This window comes from Streptomyces sp. NPDC051940 (assembly GCF_040680895.1).
GTDB lineage: Bacteria > Actinomycetota > Actinomycetes > Streptomycetales > Streptomycetaceae > Streptomyces.
This window is the reverse complement of the sequence record NZ_JBFAXR010000042.1, coordinates 20,704-35,545: the sequence shown is the minus strand read 5'-3', so window position 1 is coordinate 35,545 and position 14,842 is coordinate 20,704. Positions and strand designations below refer to the sequence as shown.

18 protein-coding genes are annotated in these 14,842 nt (G+C 70.3%); 9 read left to right on the top strand and 9 right to left on the bottom strand.

What is annotated here, in order from left to right; genetic code table 11:
* Positions 1-15: 15 nt before the first annotated feature.
* Entirely contained in the window at positions 16-837 is an 822-nt protein-coding gene (locus tag AB0M28_RS18450) for a hypothetical protein (RefSeq protein WP_365405421.1), read from the bottom strand.
* A 44-nt stretch (positions 838-881) separates the two neighbouring features.
* Here AB0M28_RS18450 and AB0M28_RS18445 point away from each other — a divergent pair, with 44 nt between their 5' ends.
* From AB0M28_RS18445 to AB0M28_RS18435, 3 genes are all read left to right on the top strand, one after another.
* Positions 882-1,394: a DUF1990 domain-containing protein gene (locus tag AB0M28_RS18445; protein ID WP_365405418.1), complete on the top strand. Its 513-nt coding sequence runs from the start codon at positions 882-884 to the stop codon at positions 1,392-1,394.
* A gap of 274 nt (positions 1,395-1,668) precedes the next feature.
* Complete coding sequence (locus AB0M28_RS18440) at positions 1,669-2,730, top strand: MoxR family ATPase (RefSeq protein WP_365405495.1); 1,062 nt, start codon at positions 1,669-1,671, stop codon at positions 2,728-2,730.
* Positions 2,731-2,813: 83 nt separating this feature from the next.
* Positions 2,814-4,616, top strand: a complete 1,803-nt coding sequence (locus tag AB0M28_RS18435; RefSeq protein ID WP_365405415.1) for a hypothetical protein — start codon at positions 2,814-2,816, stop codon at positions 4,614-4,616.
* Between the two features lie 217 nt (positions 4,617-4,833).
* Here the strand turns inward: AB0M28_RS18435 and AB0M28_RS18430 are convergent, their stop codons facing one another.
* Entirely contained in the window at positions 4,834-5,748 is a 915-nt protein-coding gene (locus AB0M28_RS18430; RefSeq protein ID WP_365405412.1) for a sigma-70 family RNA polymerase sigma factor, read from the bottom strand.
* A 162-nt stretch (positions 5,749-5,910) separates the two neighbouring features.
* On the opposite strand from AB0M28_RS18430, the gene AB0M28_RS18425 reads away from it, so the two are divergent.
* Both AB0M28_RS18425 and AB0M28_RS18420 read left to right on the top strand, forming a co-directional pair.
* Complete coding sequence (locus tag AB0M28_RS18425; protein WP_365405410.1) at positions 5,911-6,396, top strand: hypothetical protein; 486 nt, start codon at positions 5,911-5,913, stop codon at positions 6,394-6,396.
* A 7-nt stretch (positions 6,397-6,403) separates the two neighbouring features.
* Positions 6,404-7,099, top strand: a complete 696-nt coding sequence (locus AB0M28_RS18420) for a cytochrome b/b6 domain-containing protein (RefSeq protein ID WP_365405407.1) — start codon at positions 6,404-6,406, stop codon at positions 7,097-7,099.
* Positions 7,100-7,150: 51 nt separating this feature from the next.
* Here the strand turns inward: AB0M28_RS18420 and AB0M28_RS18415 are convergent, their stop codons facing one another.
* Both AB0M28_RS18415 and AB0M28_RS18410 read right to left on the bottom strand, forming a co-directional pair.
* Positions 7,151-7,789, bottom strand: a complete 639-nt coding sequence (locus AB0M28_RS18415; protein ID WP_365405404.1) for an SIMPL domain-containing protein — start codon at positions 7,787-7,789, stop codon at positions 7,151-7,153.
* Between the two features lie 246 nt (positions 7,790-8,035).
* Entirely contained in the window at positions 8,036-8,221 is a 186-nt protein-coding gene (locus AB0M28_RS18410) for a hypothetical protein (RefSeq protein ID WP_365405401.1), read from the bottom strand.
* 349 nt (positions 8,222-8,570) lie between these two features.
* Between AB0M28_RS18410 and AB0M28_RS18405 the strand changes: the two genes are divergently transcribed.
* The 3 genes from AB0M28_RS18405 (at position 8,571) to AB0M28_RS18395 (ending at position 10,086) form a co-directional block, all read left to right on the top strand.
* Complete coding sequence (locus tag AB0M28_RS18405; protein WP_365405398.1) at positions 8,571-8,948, top strand: hypothetical protein; 378 nt, start codon at positions 8,571-8,573, stop codon at positions 8,946-8,948.
* A 122-nt stretch (positions 8,949-9,070) separates the two neighbouring features.
* A complete protein-coding gene (locus AB0M28_RS18400; protein WP_365405396.1) occupies positions 9,071-9,544 on the top strand; it encodes a hypothetical protein in 474 nt (157 codons plus the stop codon).
* Complete coding sequence (locus AB0M28_RS18395; RefSeq protein WP_365405393.1) at positions 9,544-10,086, top strand: CbrC family protein; 543 nt, start codon at positions 9,544-9,546, stop codon at positions 10,084-10,086. Before AB0M28_RS18400 ends, AB0M28_RS18395 begins: the two co-directional genes overlap by 1 nt.
* Before the next feature lie 324 nt (positions 10,087-10,410).
* Here the strand turns inward: AB0M28_RS18395 and AB0M28_RS18390 are convergent, their stop codons facing one another.
* The 5 genes from AB0M28_RS18390 to AB0M28_RS18370 all read right to left on the bottom strand — a co-directional run bounded on the left by AB0M28_RS18390 (position 10,411) and on the right by AB0M28_RS18370 (position 14,058).
* Positions 10,411-11,040, bottom strand: coding sequence for a DUF6461 domain-containing protein (locus tag AB0M28_RS18390; RefSeq protein ID WP_365405390.1), 630 nt, complete (start codon positions 11,038-11,040; stop codon positions 10,411-10,413).
* Between the two features lie 319 nt (positions 11,041-11,359).
* The gene (locus AB0M28_RS18385; protein ID WP_365405387.1) at positions 11,360-11,950 is read right to left on the bottom strand and encodes a hypothetical protein; all 591 of its coding nucleotides are present in this window, start codon (positions 11,948-11,950) and stop codon (positions 11,360-11,362) included.
* Between the two features lie 413 nt (positions 11,951-12,363).
* On the bottom strand, positions 12,364-12,774 hold the full coding sequence (locus AB0M28_RS18380) for an NUDIX hydrolase (protein ID WP_365405384.1): 411 nt from the start codon (positions 12,772-12,774) through the stop codon (positions 12,364-12,366).
* Positions 12,771-13,439 (bottom strand): NUDIX domain-containing protein, encoded by a 669-nt coding sequence (locus tag AB0M28_RS18375; protein WP_365405381.1) that lies wholly within the window; start codon positions 13,437-13,439, stop codon positions 12,771-12,773. The genes AB0M28_RS18380 and AB0M28_RS18375 overlap by 4 nt, the downstream gene beginning before the upstream one ends.
* Before the next feature lie 256 nt (positions 13,440-13,695).
* Positions 13,696-14,058 (bottom strand): GntR family transcriptional regulator, encoded by a 363-nt coding sequence (locus AB0M28_RS18370; RefSeq protein WP_365405378.1) that lies wholly within the window; start codon positions 14,056-14,058, stop codon positions 13,696-13,698.
* A gap of 274 nt (positions 14,059-14,332) precedes the next feature.
* Between AB0M28_RS18370 and AB0M28_RS18365 the strand changes: the two genes are divergently transcribed.
* The gene (locus AB0M28_RS18365) at positions 14,333-14,815 is read left to right on the top strand and encodes a hypothetical protein (RefSeq protein WP_365405375.1); all 483 of its coding nucleotides are present in this window, start codon (positions 14,333-14,335) and stop codon (positions 14,813-14,815) included.
* Positions 14,816-14,842 lie beyond the last annotated feature (27 nt).

Sequence of the window (14,842 nt, the reverse complement as noted above, 5' to 3'; positions counted from 1 at the left end):
GGGCGGCCGGGGGCGTCACGCGCGCCACTCCTGGCGGTATGCGGGATCGCGCGCGTACGGCAGGGCGAGCTGGGCCACGGTGTGGCGAAGGGCGGCCGCGTACCCTTCGAGCCGGGCGAGCTCGACCAGGTCCGGCTGACCCACGGCGAGCCCCGCGTGGAGGGCCTGTGCGAGGCGCTGGGTGGCGTCCACCGCCACCGCGCAGCCGCGCTCGCAGTCGTCGACGAGCGCCTGCTTGGCGTTGAGGTCGGCGACCTGGCCCTGCCATCCGTGCAACCGCCCGCTGATGGCGGCGTCCCGCTCGTGCGCGAACCGGGTGCGGAGGAACGGGATCAGCCCGTCGGGGGCGACGAGGCCCGCGATGTCGGGCAACGCGGGCGTGGGATCAGGGGGCGGGAGCGGGGCGGGTGGGGGTGCGGTGCCGATCAGGAGGTCCGGGGCGGGGGCGATGGTGGCCAGGGGGTCCTGGGCGGGGGCGATGGTGGCCAGGGGGTCCGGCTCGACGGGCAGCGCCGCAGTCAGCGGGTCCGCCGCCGGTGGCCCGGCCCCGACGTCGGCGCCGATCCCGGCCTGCGGTGCCGAGGCGAGTGGTACGACCCCGGCCCGGAGGTCCGCCGACGGGTCCGGTGCGAGGACGCCGGCGGGTGCGGTGAGGCCGCCGGGTGCCGACATCCAGCCGCACATCCGGCACAGGTAGCGGTTGTCGTGCCCTTCCACCACGGCGCCACAGCCAGGGCATATGGCCTGCGTGGCTTCGATGTCGGGCTCGGCAGCGGCGTCGATGGTCTCCACCTCCAGGAATAGCGACGGCACGTCCGCCGTCGACTGCACTGCCACCCGGCTACCCGGACACCAGCGGCGTATGCGTCAGCGCCTAACCTGTGCCCGTGCTCACCTACCCCGAGGCCGGCGCGACCCGGAACCCGACACTCCCCTCCGGCTACCGCCACCTCTCACACACGGCCCGCCTGGGAGAAGGGGAAGCCGTCTTCACCGCGGCGGCGGAGGCAGTCCTGTCCTGGGAGATGCACCGCCACCTCATCGGGGTCCGGATCCAGGCGGACGGACCGCGAGCCGTGCGAGGCGCACACGTCGAGGTGACGCTCGGCGCGGGACCCCTGCGGATCACGGCACCGTGCGAGGTCGTGTGGACGGTCGACGACGAGCACCGCGCCGGGTTCGCCTACGGCACGCTGCCCGGGCATCCGGAACGCGGTGAGGAGGCGTTCGTGGTGACCCTGGCCGAGGACGGCGGGGTCACGCTCACCGTCCGGGCGTTCAGCCGCCCCGCGGCCCGATTCGCCCGCGCGGCGGGCCCCCTGGTCCCGGTGTTCCAGCACGCCTACGCCCGAGGTCTCGGCCGCACCCTGCGGAGGCTCGCCGCGGCGCGGTGAGCGGGTACGCGCAGCGCGCCGCGAACGCCCGCCGCCGTACCGCCCGGGGGTCCGACGCGCACCTCACGCGCACCGGGGGCGGGACGCACCCCGCGGCCGGGCCGCGGAAATTCAGCTGCGTCCTCACACGCGCACCCTCACACTGGAGCGGGGCTGAGGCAGGCACCGGAGCCGCCCGCCGACGCGACAACCGGCGCTTCCACCTGCGCGATCACCGTCGTCGCCTCCTCACCTCACCTCACCTCACCCCATCCGTCCTCCCGAGGAGACCCTCATCCAGGCTGCCGTGACCGTCACCCCCGCCCGTGTACCCGAGTTGCTGCTCAATCTGGCGACCGTCCGTCCCGTGTTCCTCTGGGGTGCGCCCGGGATCGGCAAGTCGTCGCTCGTGCGGACGTTCGCCGCGTCCCTGGGGCTGGAGTGCGTCAGCCTGCTGGGTACGCAGCTCGCGCCGGAGGACCTGATCGGCGTCCCCCAGATCCGCGACGGCCGCAGTGTCTTCTGCCCGCCGGAGAGCATCGCCCGCGACGAGCCGTACTGCCTGTTCCTCGACGAGCTCAACGCGGCCACCCCCGACGTCCAGAAGGCCTTCTACTCGCTGATCCTGGACCGGCGCATCGGCTCCTACGAACTCCCCGAGGGCAGCATCGTCATCGGCGCCGGCAACCGCGCCACCGACAACGCCCTCGCCCGCCCCATGGCCTCCGCCCTGGTCAACCGGCTCACCCACATCCATCTGCGGGCCAGCGCCACCGACTGGCTGACCTGGGCCGGGGAGCAGGGCATCCACCGCTGGGTGACCGACTACCTCGTCGACCGGCCCGACCACCTGTGGTCGCAGCCGCCCAAGACGGAGGAGCCGTTCTCCACGCCCCGCTCCTGGCACATGCTCTCCGACGTGCTGCACTCCTTCGGTCCCACGCTCGACGACGAGACCCTGAAGGTCATCGCGTACGGCACGCTCACCCCCTCCCACGCGGTCTCCTTCTGCGGCTACGTCAAGATCGTGCGCAACGCACACGGCCTGGACGCGATCCTCAAGGGCGACGCCTCCTGGCCGCACCGGCTCGAGGACCGGGACCTGCTGTACTACCTCGCCGAGGCGTTCCGCGGTCGGCTGGTCAAGGACCTGCCCGCGAGCAAGGAGCACGTCTCGCCGGCCGTCCGGCAGACCGCGTACCGGGCCAAGTCCCTTTTCGTACAGCTCGCGGAGATCTCCGTGGAGGTCGCGCAGACCGTGATCGCCGAGGACGCGGACGGCCAGCCGGTGCTGCCGGCGTGGTTCCTCGTCGAGGCCGCCCGCGACATGCCCCGCCTCGTCGAGGCCCGCCGATGAGCCCTCTGCGACCCGAGCCCCGCTGATGAGCCCCGTGCCACCCGAGGCCCGCCCATGAACCTCCTACGATCCGAGCCCCGCCGATGAGCCCCCGCGCCCGCGCCAAGGGCGAGCAGCGGACCGACCCCGCCCACGAGGCGTATCTCGCCGGGCTGGACGTCATCCGCCGCAACCCCGCCCTGACCGCGATCGGCGCCCGGACCTGCCGGTCGCAGGACTGCGCCCACGCCTCCACGCAGGGCGGCCTGGTCCGCGTCACCTCGGACGGTGTCCTCCACGTCCACCCCACCCTCCGGGCCGAACCCGGCGACTGGGCCTGGGCCCTCGCGCACTGCCTGCTGCACCTCGGCTTCGGTCACGCCCCGGCCGCCAAGGGCACCCGGACCCAGCCCGACCGCTACGACCTGGCCGCGCGCTGCGTCGTGGTCAACCGCTTCCTCCTCACCTTCCCCGCCGGCAGCACCCCCGCCCATCTCCCCCTCACCTATCCGGGCGGCGACGAGGAGGAACTCGGCGCCCGCTGGCGGCGCGACGGCATCCCCGCCGAGTACACGGACTGCGGCGCGACCCCGGGCGAACCCGATATCGTCCTCGTCCCCTGGCACGAGTGGTCGCAGCCCGAGGACTGGCAGCTCGCGTTCGCACACGCCCTCACCCGCACCGTCTCCGCCTCGATGGACGTCGCGGGCGGCCGCCGCGAGACCCTCGACGGCCAGCGCGTGCGACTCCACCCCTGGGAGCGCGCCCTCAACTGGTTCATCTCCTCCTACCCCCTCCTCGGCGGCATCGCCGCCGGCCTCACCCTCGTAGCGGACGCCGAACTGGCCCGCGCCCACGGCATCTCCATCGCCGCCGTGAACGCCACCGCCGGCGAGATCTACCTCAACCCCCTCAAGCGCTTCACCGACGAGGAATGGCGCTTCATCCTCGCCCACGAGATGCTGCACGCCGCCCTGCGGCACGGCGACCGGTGCGGCGCCCGCGACCCCTATCTCTTCAACGTGGCCGCCGACTACGTCATCAACGGCTGGCTGCTGGAGATGAACGTCGGCGACATGCCCCAGGGCCTGCTCCACGACCCGGCCCTGGCGGGGCTGTCCGCGGAGGAGGTCTACGACCGGCTGGTCACCGACCGGCGCCGGCTGCGCAGGCTGGCCACCCTGCGCGGCAAGGGCCTCGGTGACGTGCTCGGTCAGCCGCTGCCCCACGCGCCCAGGGACTACGTCGACCTCGACGAGTTCTACCGCCGCGGCCTGCACCAGGGCCTCGACCTCCACCAGCGTGAACGCGGCCGGCTCCCGGCCGGGCTGGTCGAGGAGATCCGCGCCCTGTCGCAGCCGCCCGTGCCCTGGGACGCCCGGCTGGCCCGCTGGTTCGACGAGTACGTGCCGCGCCCCGAGCCCGTGCGCACCTACGCCCGGCCCGCCCGCCGCCAGGCGTCCACACCCGACATCCCCCGCGCGGGCCGCTACTTCCCGCCCGAGGAGGTGCCGCGCCACACCTTCGGCGTCCTCCTCGACACCTCAGGCTCGATGGACCGCACCCTGCTGGGCAAGGCGCTGGGCGCCATCGCCTCGTACGCCACGGCCCGCGACGTACCCGCCGCGCGCGTGGTGTTCTGCGACGCCGCTCCGCACGACGCCGGCTATCTCCCCGCGACGGAGATCGCCGGGCGGGTGCGCGTGAAGGGCCGTGGCGGGACCGTGCTGCAGCCGGGGCTGGACCTGCTGGACCGCGCCGAGGACTTCCCGCCCGCCGCGCCCGTACTGATCATCACCGACGGCGACTGCGACGTCCTGCGCGTGCGCCGCGAGCACGCCTATCTCGTCCCGCGCGGCGGCGGACTGCCGTTCACGCCCCGCGGGCCCGTGTTCCGGTTGAGCTGAGCGAGCCGGCGTCTGTGCCGCGCCCGCAGGCCGTGCCGTCTGGCCTCCCTGAACTCCGCGCTCACGCTGCGCCGTCGCGCGTGGCGCTCCACGGCGGCCGCGATCTGTTCCCGTACCACGTCATCTGCGTCTGTCATGTCACTCAGCGTGACACAGCCGCACGACACCCCGCGTCCCCCTGTGGATAACTTCCCTCCGGATGGCTCCTCCGGATGGCTCACGCCGCGTCCGCGACCGCCACTTCGATGCCCTTCAGCCGCTCCGGCTCCGCGACGACGTCAATCCCGTCGATCAGATCGCTGTCCGGCGCGAACGAGAACGCCAGCACCACCCGCAGCTCCCCGAGCGGCGCCATGACCAGCCCGACCGCCCCGTCCAGCAGCGCGACACCCGTGAACCGGGCCCGTCCCGTCGCCGCCATCGCGCCCTGGGCCACCGTCTGCGCACCCCGCACGGTCACCGGCTCCGGCGTCGGGATGACGGCGGCGTCGGCGTACAGCACCACGTCCGGATGCAGCAGCGAGACCAGCGCCTGCAGATCGCCGCCCCGCGTCGCGGCGAGGAACGCGTCCACGACCCGCAGCCTGCGAGCCGCGGAATCGGAGCCAACTGCGCCGGACGAGCCGGCACCACCCCGCACCCGCCGCCGCGCCCGGCTGGCCAGTTGCCGTGCCGCCGCCGGGGTCCGCTCGATCATCGGCCCGATCTCGTCGAACGGCACGGAGAACATGTCGTGCAGCACGAAGCTCAGCCGCTCCGCGGGCGTCAGCGTGTCGAGCACCACGAGCAGCGCGACCCCGACCGAGTCGGCCATCAGCGCCTCCTGCTCCGGATCACGCCCGGCGTCCTCCACGGCGCGCGCCGGCGTCGGCGGCAGCTGGGCCTCCAGCGGCTCCTCACCGCGGGTACGCCGCGAGCGCAGCATGTTCAGGCACACCCGCGACACGACGGTGGTCAGCCAGGCGGGGAGGTTGGCGATCTCGTCGGCGGCGGAGCGGTCCAGCCGCAGCCATGCCTCCTGGACGGCGTCGTCCGCCTCCGCCAGCGACCCGAGCATGCGGTACGCGACGGCGCGCAGCCGCTGGCGCTCCTCCTCGAACCGCCCGGCCAGCGAGGCGATGTCGTCCGCCATGTCCCAACTCCCTGCACTACAGCATTCCCTGCACAACAGCGCGAACCAGCTGATTCGACCCTACCGACGCGCCCCGGCCCACGATCACCGGGGCCGTGAACGGTTCCCGGCCCGACGGCGTAGTACCCCGCAGGCGCGGTCCAACCGGAAAGGCCAGAAGCAATGATCACGCGTACACGGCGTACCGTCATCCCCGCGGCGCTCGGCGCGCTGCTCCTCCTCGGCGGTGCCGCCTGCGGCTCCGACGACGGCTCCGGCAGCGGCTCGGGCGCCGGTTCGGGCACCGAGGTGTCGATCACCTCGCCGGCCGACGACGGGTCGATCAGCATCCCGTTCACGCTGAAGGTGGACGCCAGCGAGGAGCTGGGCACCACGGACTCCGGCAAGCACCACGTCCATCTGTACTTCGACGGCGACGACCAGAAGTACGAGGTGGTCGAGGAGGCCAGCCACGAGATCACGGCGGAGTCCCCGGCCGTCGCGGGCCTGACGCCCGGCGAGCACACCCTCAACGTCTCCCTGCGCAACGCCGACCACTCGCCGGCCGGCGCGGAGGACGAGATCACGGTCACCGTCGGCGAGGGCGGCGCGCAGCCGTCCGCCTCGGGCGACACCGGGGGCGGCGACGACGGCGGCTACGGCTACTGAGGCGGACATGGCTGCGAGGCACACGGCACCCGGCCCCCCGACCACCAGGCGCGACACCGCCACCGTCACCCGCAACAACGCCCGCACCCGCTGGTTCCACGCCGGCGTGTACGTCGTGGTGTCGGCGCTCCTGCTGACGGGCTGGTGGCTGACCCTGGGCCACGAGGGCGATCCGAGCGTACTGGCGGAGCTGCTCGACACCCCCGATCCCGAGCTGCACACGAACCTCGGCTGGGCGCTCGCCTCGTACGCGGCGGCGGGCGCCCTACTGGGATGGCGGGGCGCGCGGACCCTGCTGCGGGACTCGGTGCGCTTCCGCCGCTCCGACCTGCGCTGGTTCGCCCGCCTCCCGGGGGCCGCGTTCACCGGCCGATTCGCCCGCCACGAGGGGCACTTCGACCCGGGGCAGCGCATCGCGAACCTGCTCATCCTCGCGCTGCTCCTGGTGCTCATCGTGACCGGGATCGGCCTGGACCAGGTCTCGGGCGGCCCGGCGTTCGTCTGGTACCGCCGCATCCACGTCTGGTCGACGTACGCCCTCACCCCCGTCATCGCCGGCCACATCCTGATCGCGGCCGGCGTACTCCCCGGCTACCGCGGCGTATGGCGCGCCATGCACCTGGGCGGACGCCTGCGGCGGACGGTGGCGGGGCGGCTGTGGCCAGAGTGGCTGGAGCGGGACGAGGGGAAGCGGCCACGGTAGGCGGGTGTCACGGACCCCGGCCCGCAGCGGTCGCGGTCCGCGCGGCAGGGGTCAGGGCAGCAGGCCGAAACCGAGCAGGACGGCCGCCTCGACCCGCACCGTTCCAGGGGTGAACGCCCCGTCCGACTCGGGATCTCCTCCCATACGCACCCCATGGCTGCGAACGCCGAGCGACTCCGGGTCGACGTCCTGGACATGCAGGACGGTACCGAGCCGGATCCCGCACGCGTCCGCATACACCTCGGCCTTCCGGCGGGCCGCCGCCACCGCCCTGCGGCGGGCCTCGTCGCGCATGGCGGGCTTCTCGAGCACGTCGAAGTGCACCTCGTCGACGCGGCTCGCGCCCGCCTGTACGGCGTCCTCGATGAGGCGGTCGAGCCCGTCCAGCCGCTCGGTTCGGACCGTGTACGTCGCCTCGCAGCGGTAGCCGAGGAAGACCCGCTCTCCGCCGTAACCCTTGAAGTCGGAGCGGAGGGTGAGCCGTGACCCGGACACGTCCTCGTCGGGTATGCCGTGGACGCGCAGCACCTCCCGGAACCTGACGACGGCGCCGCCCGCCTCGTCGAACGCCTCCTTGGGCGACGGAGCGTGCAGATCGACCGCCAGGGTCACCTCGGCCACCTGCGGCTCGGCCGAAACACTCCCCGCACCCAGCACACTGAGCCCCCAGGGCTCCTTGATCTCCGCCATACGGCGATCGAACCACCCCCACCCACCCGCCACAACGCCCTTCGGGCGTCCCCTCTGTACGGGCCGCCGCCGCGGCGACAGCGGGGGATCGTTTCGTGGCGGGTATCGCGTGCACAGCCCGCTGGGCGGCATCCTGGCGGCGCTGCTGCGATGCCCCCTGCCGTACCGCCGGGAGCGGCGCGCCGCTCAAGGGCGCGCCGGCCGCCGCCGGCTTCACCGCCGAGGTGATCGCCTGCGTCGCGGCCGCTAGGTCGGCTGCGCGTACTGGCCACCGGTGACACTTCGGGCCGCCATCGACGGGGTGTCCGCGGGGCGAGCCTCGCGCCGCTCGTAGCCACCCTCGCGCCCTTCGCCTTCTTCGGTGGCCCGGGACGCCGTGGAGGGATGGTCGGCGATCTGCGCCCCGCTCTCCGGCGTGATCACGGGCAACATGTGGGCGTTCCTCAGCGTCCGCAGGCCGCTGGGGGAGGCACAGGACTGAGCTGGCCCGGACTACGACGACGAACTCGACGTCGGCCGCAGTCGCACGTCCCGACGCGGGCGCCGACCCTGGGCGGTCTCCGGAGGCCGCCAGGAGTGCGGTGCTGCTCGCCTACGGCGCCGATCCCGAACGTCCCTCCTGCGACGGCCTTACCCCGATGCACATGGCGTCGGTGTCGGGGCACGAGATGGCAGTCCGTCTCCTTGCGGCGCACATCGCGAGGAAGCGCCGGACGGATGGCCGGAATTACACCTGACCTGCTTGAATGCGGGCATGGGTGAAGTGCCTACAGCCATTTGGGTGTTCATGACCGGAGCGATGGCCGCCGGGATTCTCATCAACCGAAGGCAGGACCGCCTCGCGGCCCATCTCGTCGACGGCAGGCGGATCCAGTTCCGTTGCGCGGTGAGAAATCCGCAATCGCCCCGCTGGACGAGCGGACGGTTCGTGGTCGACTCCGGATTGTGGTCCTGGGAGCCGTGCTCGACCCGGGGGGACGTACGAACCCTGCCCGCCGACCTGCGGCTGGCGCAGGTGCTGCCCCAGGGCGCACCGGAGGCGAAGCGGACCCACTTCCGATCCATGATCATCAAGTGCTCGTCATCCCAGGGCGACGTACTGATAGCCACCGTCCCCGGACAGATCGAGCACCTGTACATGGCGCTGACCCGCGCCTGATCCCCATGCCGGGGCACACTGCCATCCTGGCGGCCCGTGCCTGGCAATGCCGCCAGCTCCCCTCGTAACGATGGCAGGGCGGCCGCAACCCTGATCCGGCCCGTCGCGTACGTTGCTCACCCATGACCGACATCGAGAAGCTCACGGGACTGTTCGCCGCCCTCGGAGCGGCGAACCCGGAGAGCTGGGCCATCTCCGAGATCGACGAGGATCTGCCTCAGCTGGCCCGCTACCGGCTGCTTCGCGCGACGTCGCGCGATGTCGCCGCCTGGGAGGGCGCAGCGTCGCGGTGGGTCGAGGGATACCAGCGTGGCGGCCCGGCATCGGAGCCGATTTCTCGTGCGCTGGCCGCCGGCGTCACGGTGGAGGATCTCGGCGTGATCGCGCGCGAGGTGGCCCGTGAGACTGCGCTCGGCCTGTTGTATCGCTTGTCTGACCCGACGGACGACGCTGCCCCGGCCGGCATGGAGGCTGACCTTCCCGGCTGGCAGTTGGTGGAGATTTCGGCGGCCGGCGAGGCGACCGGCCGGGTGCTCGACGGCCTGTACGAGGACCTGGCGGAGCTGGATGGTACGCGGGAGGGCGAGGGGCGTTGATGGATGTGCGGGGTCCGGAGCCGCTGCCGCAGTTCCCCTATCACCCTGATCCAGTGGCGACCGGGTCGGTCGCGCCCTCTGACGCGGAGTGCATCTGCTGCGAGCGAGTTCGCGGCTTCATCTACGTCGGCCCCGTGTACGCCGTCGACGAGATCGATGAGGAGCTGTGTCCGTGGTGCATCGCCGACGGCAGCGCGGCGGAGAGGTTCGAGGCGCAGTTCACCGAGGTCGACGGTGACGTGCCACTCGACGTCGTCCGGGCAGTGGAGCAACGGACGCCGGGATTCTCCGGCTGGCAGCAGGAGCGTTGGCTGACGCACTGCGGCGACGCCGCGATGTTTCACGGCCGCGCCGGAGCCGCCGAACTCGCGCGGCACCCCGACGCCCTTGCGGCGATCTCGGCCGACCTTGACACGCGCAGATGGCCGCCTGCCCAGATCCGCCACTTCGTGTCTGCCCTGGACAAGGACGGGCAGCCGACCGCGTACACCTTCGAGTGCCGGACGTGCGGTGCATGGCTTGCGTACGCGGACTTCACCTGACGGCGGTCGTTGGGCCCGGGAAAGGGGGAGCGGGACAGGCCAGACCGAAACGACCGTGGGCCGTGCCCTCCCGCGAAGGGAAGAACACGGCCCACGGCCCATAGCTGGACCAGAGTGGCGGATGGCCGCTCTGACCTGCGGCGATCCTAGATGTCGAAGAAGTGATGCGCTGGTTTCGTGGCCTGCGAGCAAGCCTAGGATCACCGCTCTGACCTGGCATTTAGTCGTCAGTAGTTGTCGACGTTGGCCACCGTTGGTCACCCCTTCACGGCCCCAGCACGGCCCGGGAGGGCACTCACTGTTGCGATGGCAGGGTCCAGATCGCTAGAGCCGCCAGGCCGCATGCGGGTTGCTGAACAAGGTGCCAGGCGCGGGCAAGAGCACCGTACGCGCTCGGACATCAAGCCAGTCCGGATCGAAGGCCAGGCCCATCGTTCGGTGCATAAGAGCGAACGACTCGGCTTCGTGGGTTTCCATGTGGAAGGCCACATCCTGGGCCCAGGTCGGCAACGTGGGCGGGGGATCCATGAAGGCCGCGTCCTCCATGTCCAACGGGTCGAAGGCGCCATCCACGAGCCCGTCTCGCGCATGCATCACCTGATAGCGGGCGTTGATGCTGGCGTAGATGCTGAAGAACTCCCCGCTATGGGCTGAGGCGCGGCGGGCGATCTCCGGGATGCTCCCGTGGTAGCCCCACTCCATGGCCACGACATGCTTGCCGGCGGTGAGGACGCGCAGCAGGGCATGGTCTCGTGACGGATGCTCCGCTATCTCGTAGGCGGTCTGGTCGAACGTCATGAGCCGGGAGACGCCAGGGTCGCCACCGAACGCCCGGATGACCTCGTCCTCGTCCTTCCCCGTGATCACAGAGATGGTGTACGTGTGGAGGTCTTCGGCGGTGTCGACCCACGCGTACTGGGTGACCAACTCGTCCCACTCAGGCTTGCCCGGCAAGTTGCCCCCTCAATTAGCCGATCTTCGGAGTTCCGCGAGGCAGGCTATCGCCGGGCGTGGTCCGCGGTCTCGCCCTCTGAGCACGCGACTTGGTCGGGTGGTACTTCATCTACTTCTTCCCGATCTACACGGGCCAGACGATCTCCCGGGACGAGTGGAGCGACCGGATGTGGTTCTCGACCTGGATCTAGCTGGGCTTTCGGGCCACTTCCTCGATCACTATTCGGCTTCGGCGTTGGTCATCGTTGGGCGTCGTAGGTCGACATTGACCAACACTTCACGGCCCACGGACGGCCCAGGATCGATCAAGCAATGCCGATCATTCCCCTGCTATCACGAAGCTGGCGAACACCGCGACGAAGCCGGATGTGACAGTCCCGAGGCACAAGGCGATGGGGCCCAGCACGGCTAGCGCGTGCTCCCATCCGTTGCGTGCCCTTGACGCAAGGCCCAAGCGCTCAGCTGCGCGCTGAGAGAGCGCGACCTGTCCAGCAGTCTGCTCGATCGCCGCGCGCACCTCGGCATCGTGCTTTTTGTCAAGCAAGAGGCGAACACCGCACGCGTCCTTGATCACGAGCAGGTCCATCGACTGCTGAGGAGTTGGAAGAAAGATCCTTCGCACCTTCACGGGCCCAGCGAAACTGACTGTGCGCCGTCCACTCAGGGTCTTCCCACTCAGCAGGGAGTCGTCGAGTAGTGTCACGCCTCGCGGAATAGCGAAACCAAACCACACGGCGAAGCTGGCGAACGGCGAGAACAACGCAAGAAGGCGCCACGATTCGTCGTCCAGCAGCCCAGCCACTAGCGCCATAACGGGCACGACCAGCAGAGTGGTCCAGTCCACGAGTTGCCGAGCGGAACGTCCCTGACCGGCGGTAATGGCGCGGGCGAGTGAGAGATCAAGTGTCACGGCGTGACGATATCTGGCCTAGCCGATCCAGTCACTGTCACCTGTGGCACAAGGTCGGCGGAGCGACTTTTGGACTGGAGCTGCCATGGGGCGGGAGATCACGAGGCCCTAAGCTGATTTGCGATCGGGCTGGCTTCCTGGCCTGCCCGCAATGCCCGATGGGGCCTCGTGATCTTAGGGACCCGCCCCATGGTGGCTGTCTAAAAGTCGTGGAGCCGACCGGACCCAGCCCGATCGGTTCTCCTCGGACTGGCGGCTGTCATCGCGTGCGCGCGGCCCGCCGGCCGCACCGCGCGGGGCGAAGACAGGAGCGCGGGTGCGGCCGAGAAGGGCCGCGCGGCCCGCGTGCGGGCCGCACTTGATCGAGTAGGGATATCCGTAACAGGCTGGGCTCCGGGATCAGCTCCGCTGGGCTACCGGGGCAGGCTTTCGTCCAGGTAGTGCTGGACGGGCTCGAAGAGGCCATAGGGGACGTACTCGGGGATTTCTGCGTGGCTGATCCAGGCAAGCTCGGCCAGTTCCTCGGCGTCGGCTACGTGAGCCTCACCAGAGATCAGTTCGCACGCCGTGTAGCTCATGAGCCGCTTGGTCGCCGGGTGGATCCGCTCGCCGAGGAGCTTGACCGCGTTGACGGTCAGGCCCGTCTCTTCCTGGGTCTCCCGGACTGCTGCCTGCTCGGCGCTCTCCCCCTCTTCCACTGCCCCGGCGGGGAACTGCCAGGACAGCTCACCCTCCTTCACCCGGCGTCGGACCATCAGGACTCGACCCTCATGCACGATGATCGCGGCGGAGATCCCGGGCTTGTCGTCGGTCTGCTGGGTCATGCCTGCTCCTCCAGAACGGCCATGATCGGCGGGTAGATTCTATCGGCGGGGATGAAGCGGGTGATGGCGTTTTTCGGGGCCCAGGTCACGTCCACGTTCTCGACCACGTCGCTGTTCCTGGCGTCTCCGGCCAGGTATTCGCACAGGAAGTACTCGCACAGGACTCCGGTGATCGGGTGGAGTCGGCTTCCCAGATGCTGCCGGACTGCGCAGTGGACGTTGGTTTCGGAGTGCGTCTCTTGGACGGTGACCAACTCGGGTGGCACGCCGGGTTTCACCACTCCAGCAGGGAACTGCCAGGTGATTCCGCCCGCATCGTCGCCACGGCGGCACACGAGGAGCACGTCGGCGTCACGGATGACGATGGCTATGGCTACTCGAAGGGCTTGGGCTGCTGGGCCTTCGGTAGGTACCTCGGGACTCGAACGCGTTCCGCCGGCTGCCAGGAGGGCGAAGCGCTGGCGTACAGGATCGCTGGCGTTCTCGTAGGTCGTATCGAGAAGCTGCTGCATCTCAGTGCGGGGGACAACATCGGGATCAGCGTGCCAGGCTGCGATGGTCCGTACGGCGACGCCGAGATGTGCGGCGAACGCCTCGTTGGTCATCCGTAACGCTGCTTGGAGCGTGCATGCGTAGCGGCCGTTCCAGACCTCGATCACGTCCACCAATCGACCCCCGCCGCTTCGTGGTTGGCATCGTGCATCGGAAGTGCGTACCTGGTGCACTTGCGCTGCACCGGTTGCTCATGGTGAGTAACCGGCGTCTGGGGTTGACTCGAAGGCATGGAGAACACGCCCCCGGAAGTCGAGAGAACCGCCGACATGAGTCCGGTTGAACTGGCCAGACTCGCCAGCCAGATCGAGTCGCTGACGGTGGCAGTCCGTGAGCTGTCGGACCGCCTGGTGATCCTCCGCGATCACATCAGCCTTGGCCATGCCGAACGGACTCTTCGAGTTCATCGACGCGTCCAGTCAGCCGAGTGACAGCCTCGGCGAGCGTGCTCAACTGGGCCGCGAGGGACTGATAGTCGGCGGAGTTGGGCTTGTGCGGGACTTCGAACTCGTCGCGAACGAATGTGCCTCGCCCAGGGCTCGTGTAGATCAGGCCAGCGTCCTTGAGGATGTCGTACGCGGCCTGTGCGGTCCCCGGCGCGACGTCTTCTTGAATCGCAAGATCCCGCACTGAAAGCAGCTTGGCTCCGCGCGCAAGGGATCCCGAGATGATCTGAGCGCGAAGGCGATCGGCAATCAACTGGGAAGCCGGCGCAGTGTCCTCGGGGGCCATGAGCCGAGCGTATCGCCAAATCCGTGTCAGGTCACCCAAGACTCTTGACGCGCCAAGTTCCAAGCGTACTATGACACTTGAGACACTCGTTACGCCGGGGCGGCCCCTACCGCCAAGCAGTTACCGCCCCGGCTCCCCGAAGGGAGCTTTCATGATGCCTGGTTCCGCCCACAGCGCGCGCAGCCTGTTCCCGTCCTGCCTGGACCTTCTTGATGTGTTAGGCCGTCCGGCAGCCTGTCCCGGCTGCGGCACGCGCGCTCCGGCCTGGACTCGGGTGGACATCGACGGCCTGTCGGTCCTGACGCACGACGGCGACGTGATCTGCCCCCGTGACGAGCACTTCGGTTCCCGTCCGGCGACGGCTCCGGACTCCCGCCGCGACGACGCGATCGTGATCCCGTCGCCGTGTATGGCCTGCGGCACGGACGGGGCCGACTGGGGCTGGATCCAGCGTGACGGTCTCGGCGTGCTCGTTCACGACGTGTCCTCGTCGGCTCCGCAGGTGTGTGCTGCGGGTGAGCCGTTCGTCTGGGAGACCGGAGAGCCGGTCTGCGGTGACTGCTGCGGCACGGGCATCGCGACCGATGATGACGGGTCCGTGACCGGCACGATCGGCGCGCAGATCCCGTGTTCGTGCTCTGGTTTCGCGCAGATCACGTTCCCGGTCGAGATCGGCCCCGAGGACGAGCCGATGCCCGGCTACCGCGCCCAGACCCTCACCCCTGCTGTCGAGGCGTGCACGGCGGTGGCCGCGTGAGTCACTTCCCCGTTTCCCCGGAGGCCG

Coding starts and splice junctions, on each gene's coding strand:
- AB0M28_RS18435 (WP_365405415.1), top strand. CDS start 2,814: ATGAGCCCCCGCGCCCGCGCCAAGGGCGAGCAGCGGACCGACCCCGCC.
- AB0M28_RS18430 (WP_365405412.1), bottom strand. CDS start 5,748: ATGGCGGACGACATCGCCTCGCTGGCCGGGCGGTTCGAGGAGGAGCGC.
- AB0M28_RS18425 (WP_365405410.1), top strand. CDS start 5,911: ATGATCACGCGTACACGGCGTACCGTCATCCCCGCGGCGCTCGGCGCG.
- AB0M28_RS18420 (WP_365405407.1), top strand. CDS start 6,404: ATGGCTGCGAGGCACACGGCACCCGGCCCCCCGACCACCAGGCGCGAC.
- AB0M28_RS18415 (WP_365405404.1), bottom strand. CDS start 7,789: ATGGCGGAGATCAAGGAGCCCTGGGGGCTCAGTGTGCTGGGTGCGGGG.
- AB0M28_RS18410 (WP_365405401.1), bottom strand. CDS start 8,221: ATGTTGCCCGTGATCACGCCGGAGAGCGGGGCGCAGATCGCCGACCAT.
- AB0M28_RS18400 (WP_365405396.1), top strand. CDS start 9,071: ATGACCGACATCGAGAAGCTCACGGGACTGTTCGCCGCCCTCGGAGCG.
- AB0M28_RS18395 (WP_365405393.1), top strand. CDS start 9,544: ATGGATGTGCGGGGTCCGGAGCCGCTGCCGCAGTTCCCCTATCACCCT.
- AB0M28_RS18380 (WP_365405384.1), bottom strand. CDS start 12,774: ATGACCCAGCAGACCGACGACAAGCCCGGGATCTCCGCCGCGATCATC.
- AB0M28_RS18370 (WP_365405378.1), bottom strand. CDS start 14,058: ATGGCCCCCGAGGACACTGCGCCGGCTTCCCAGTTGATTGCCGATCGC.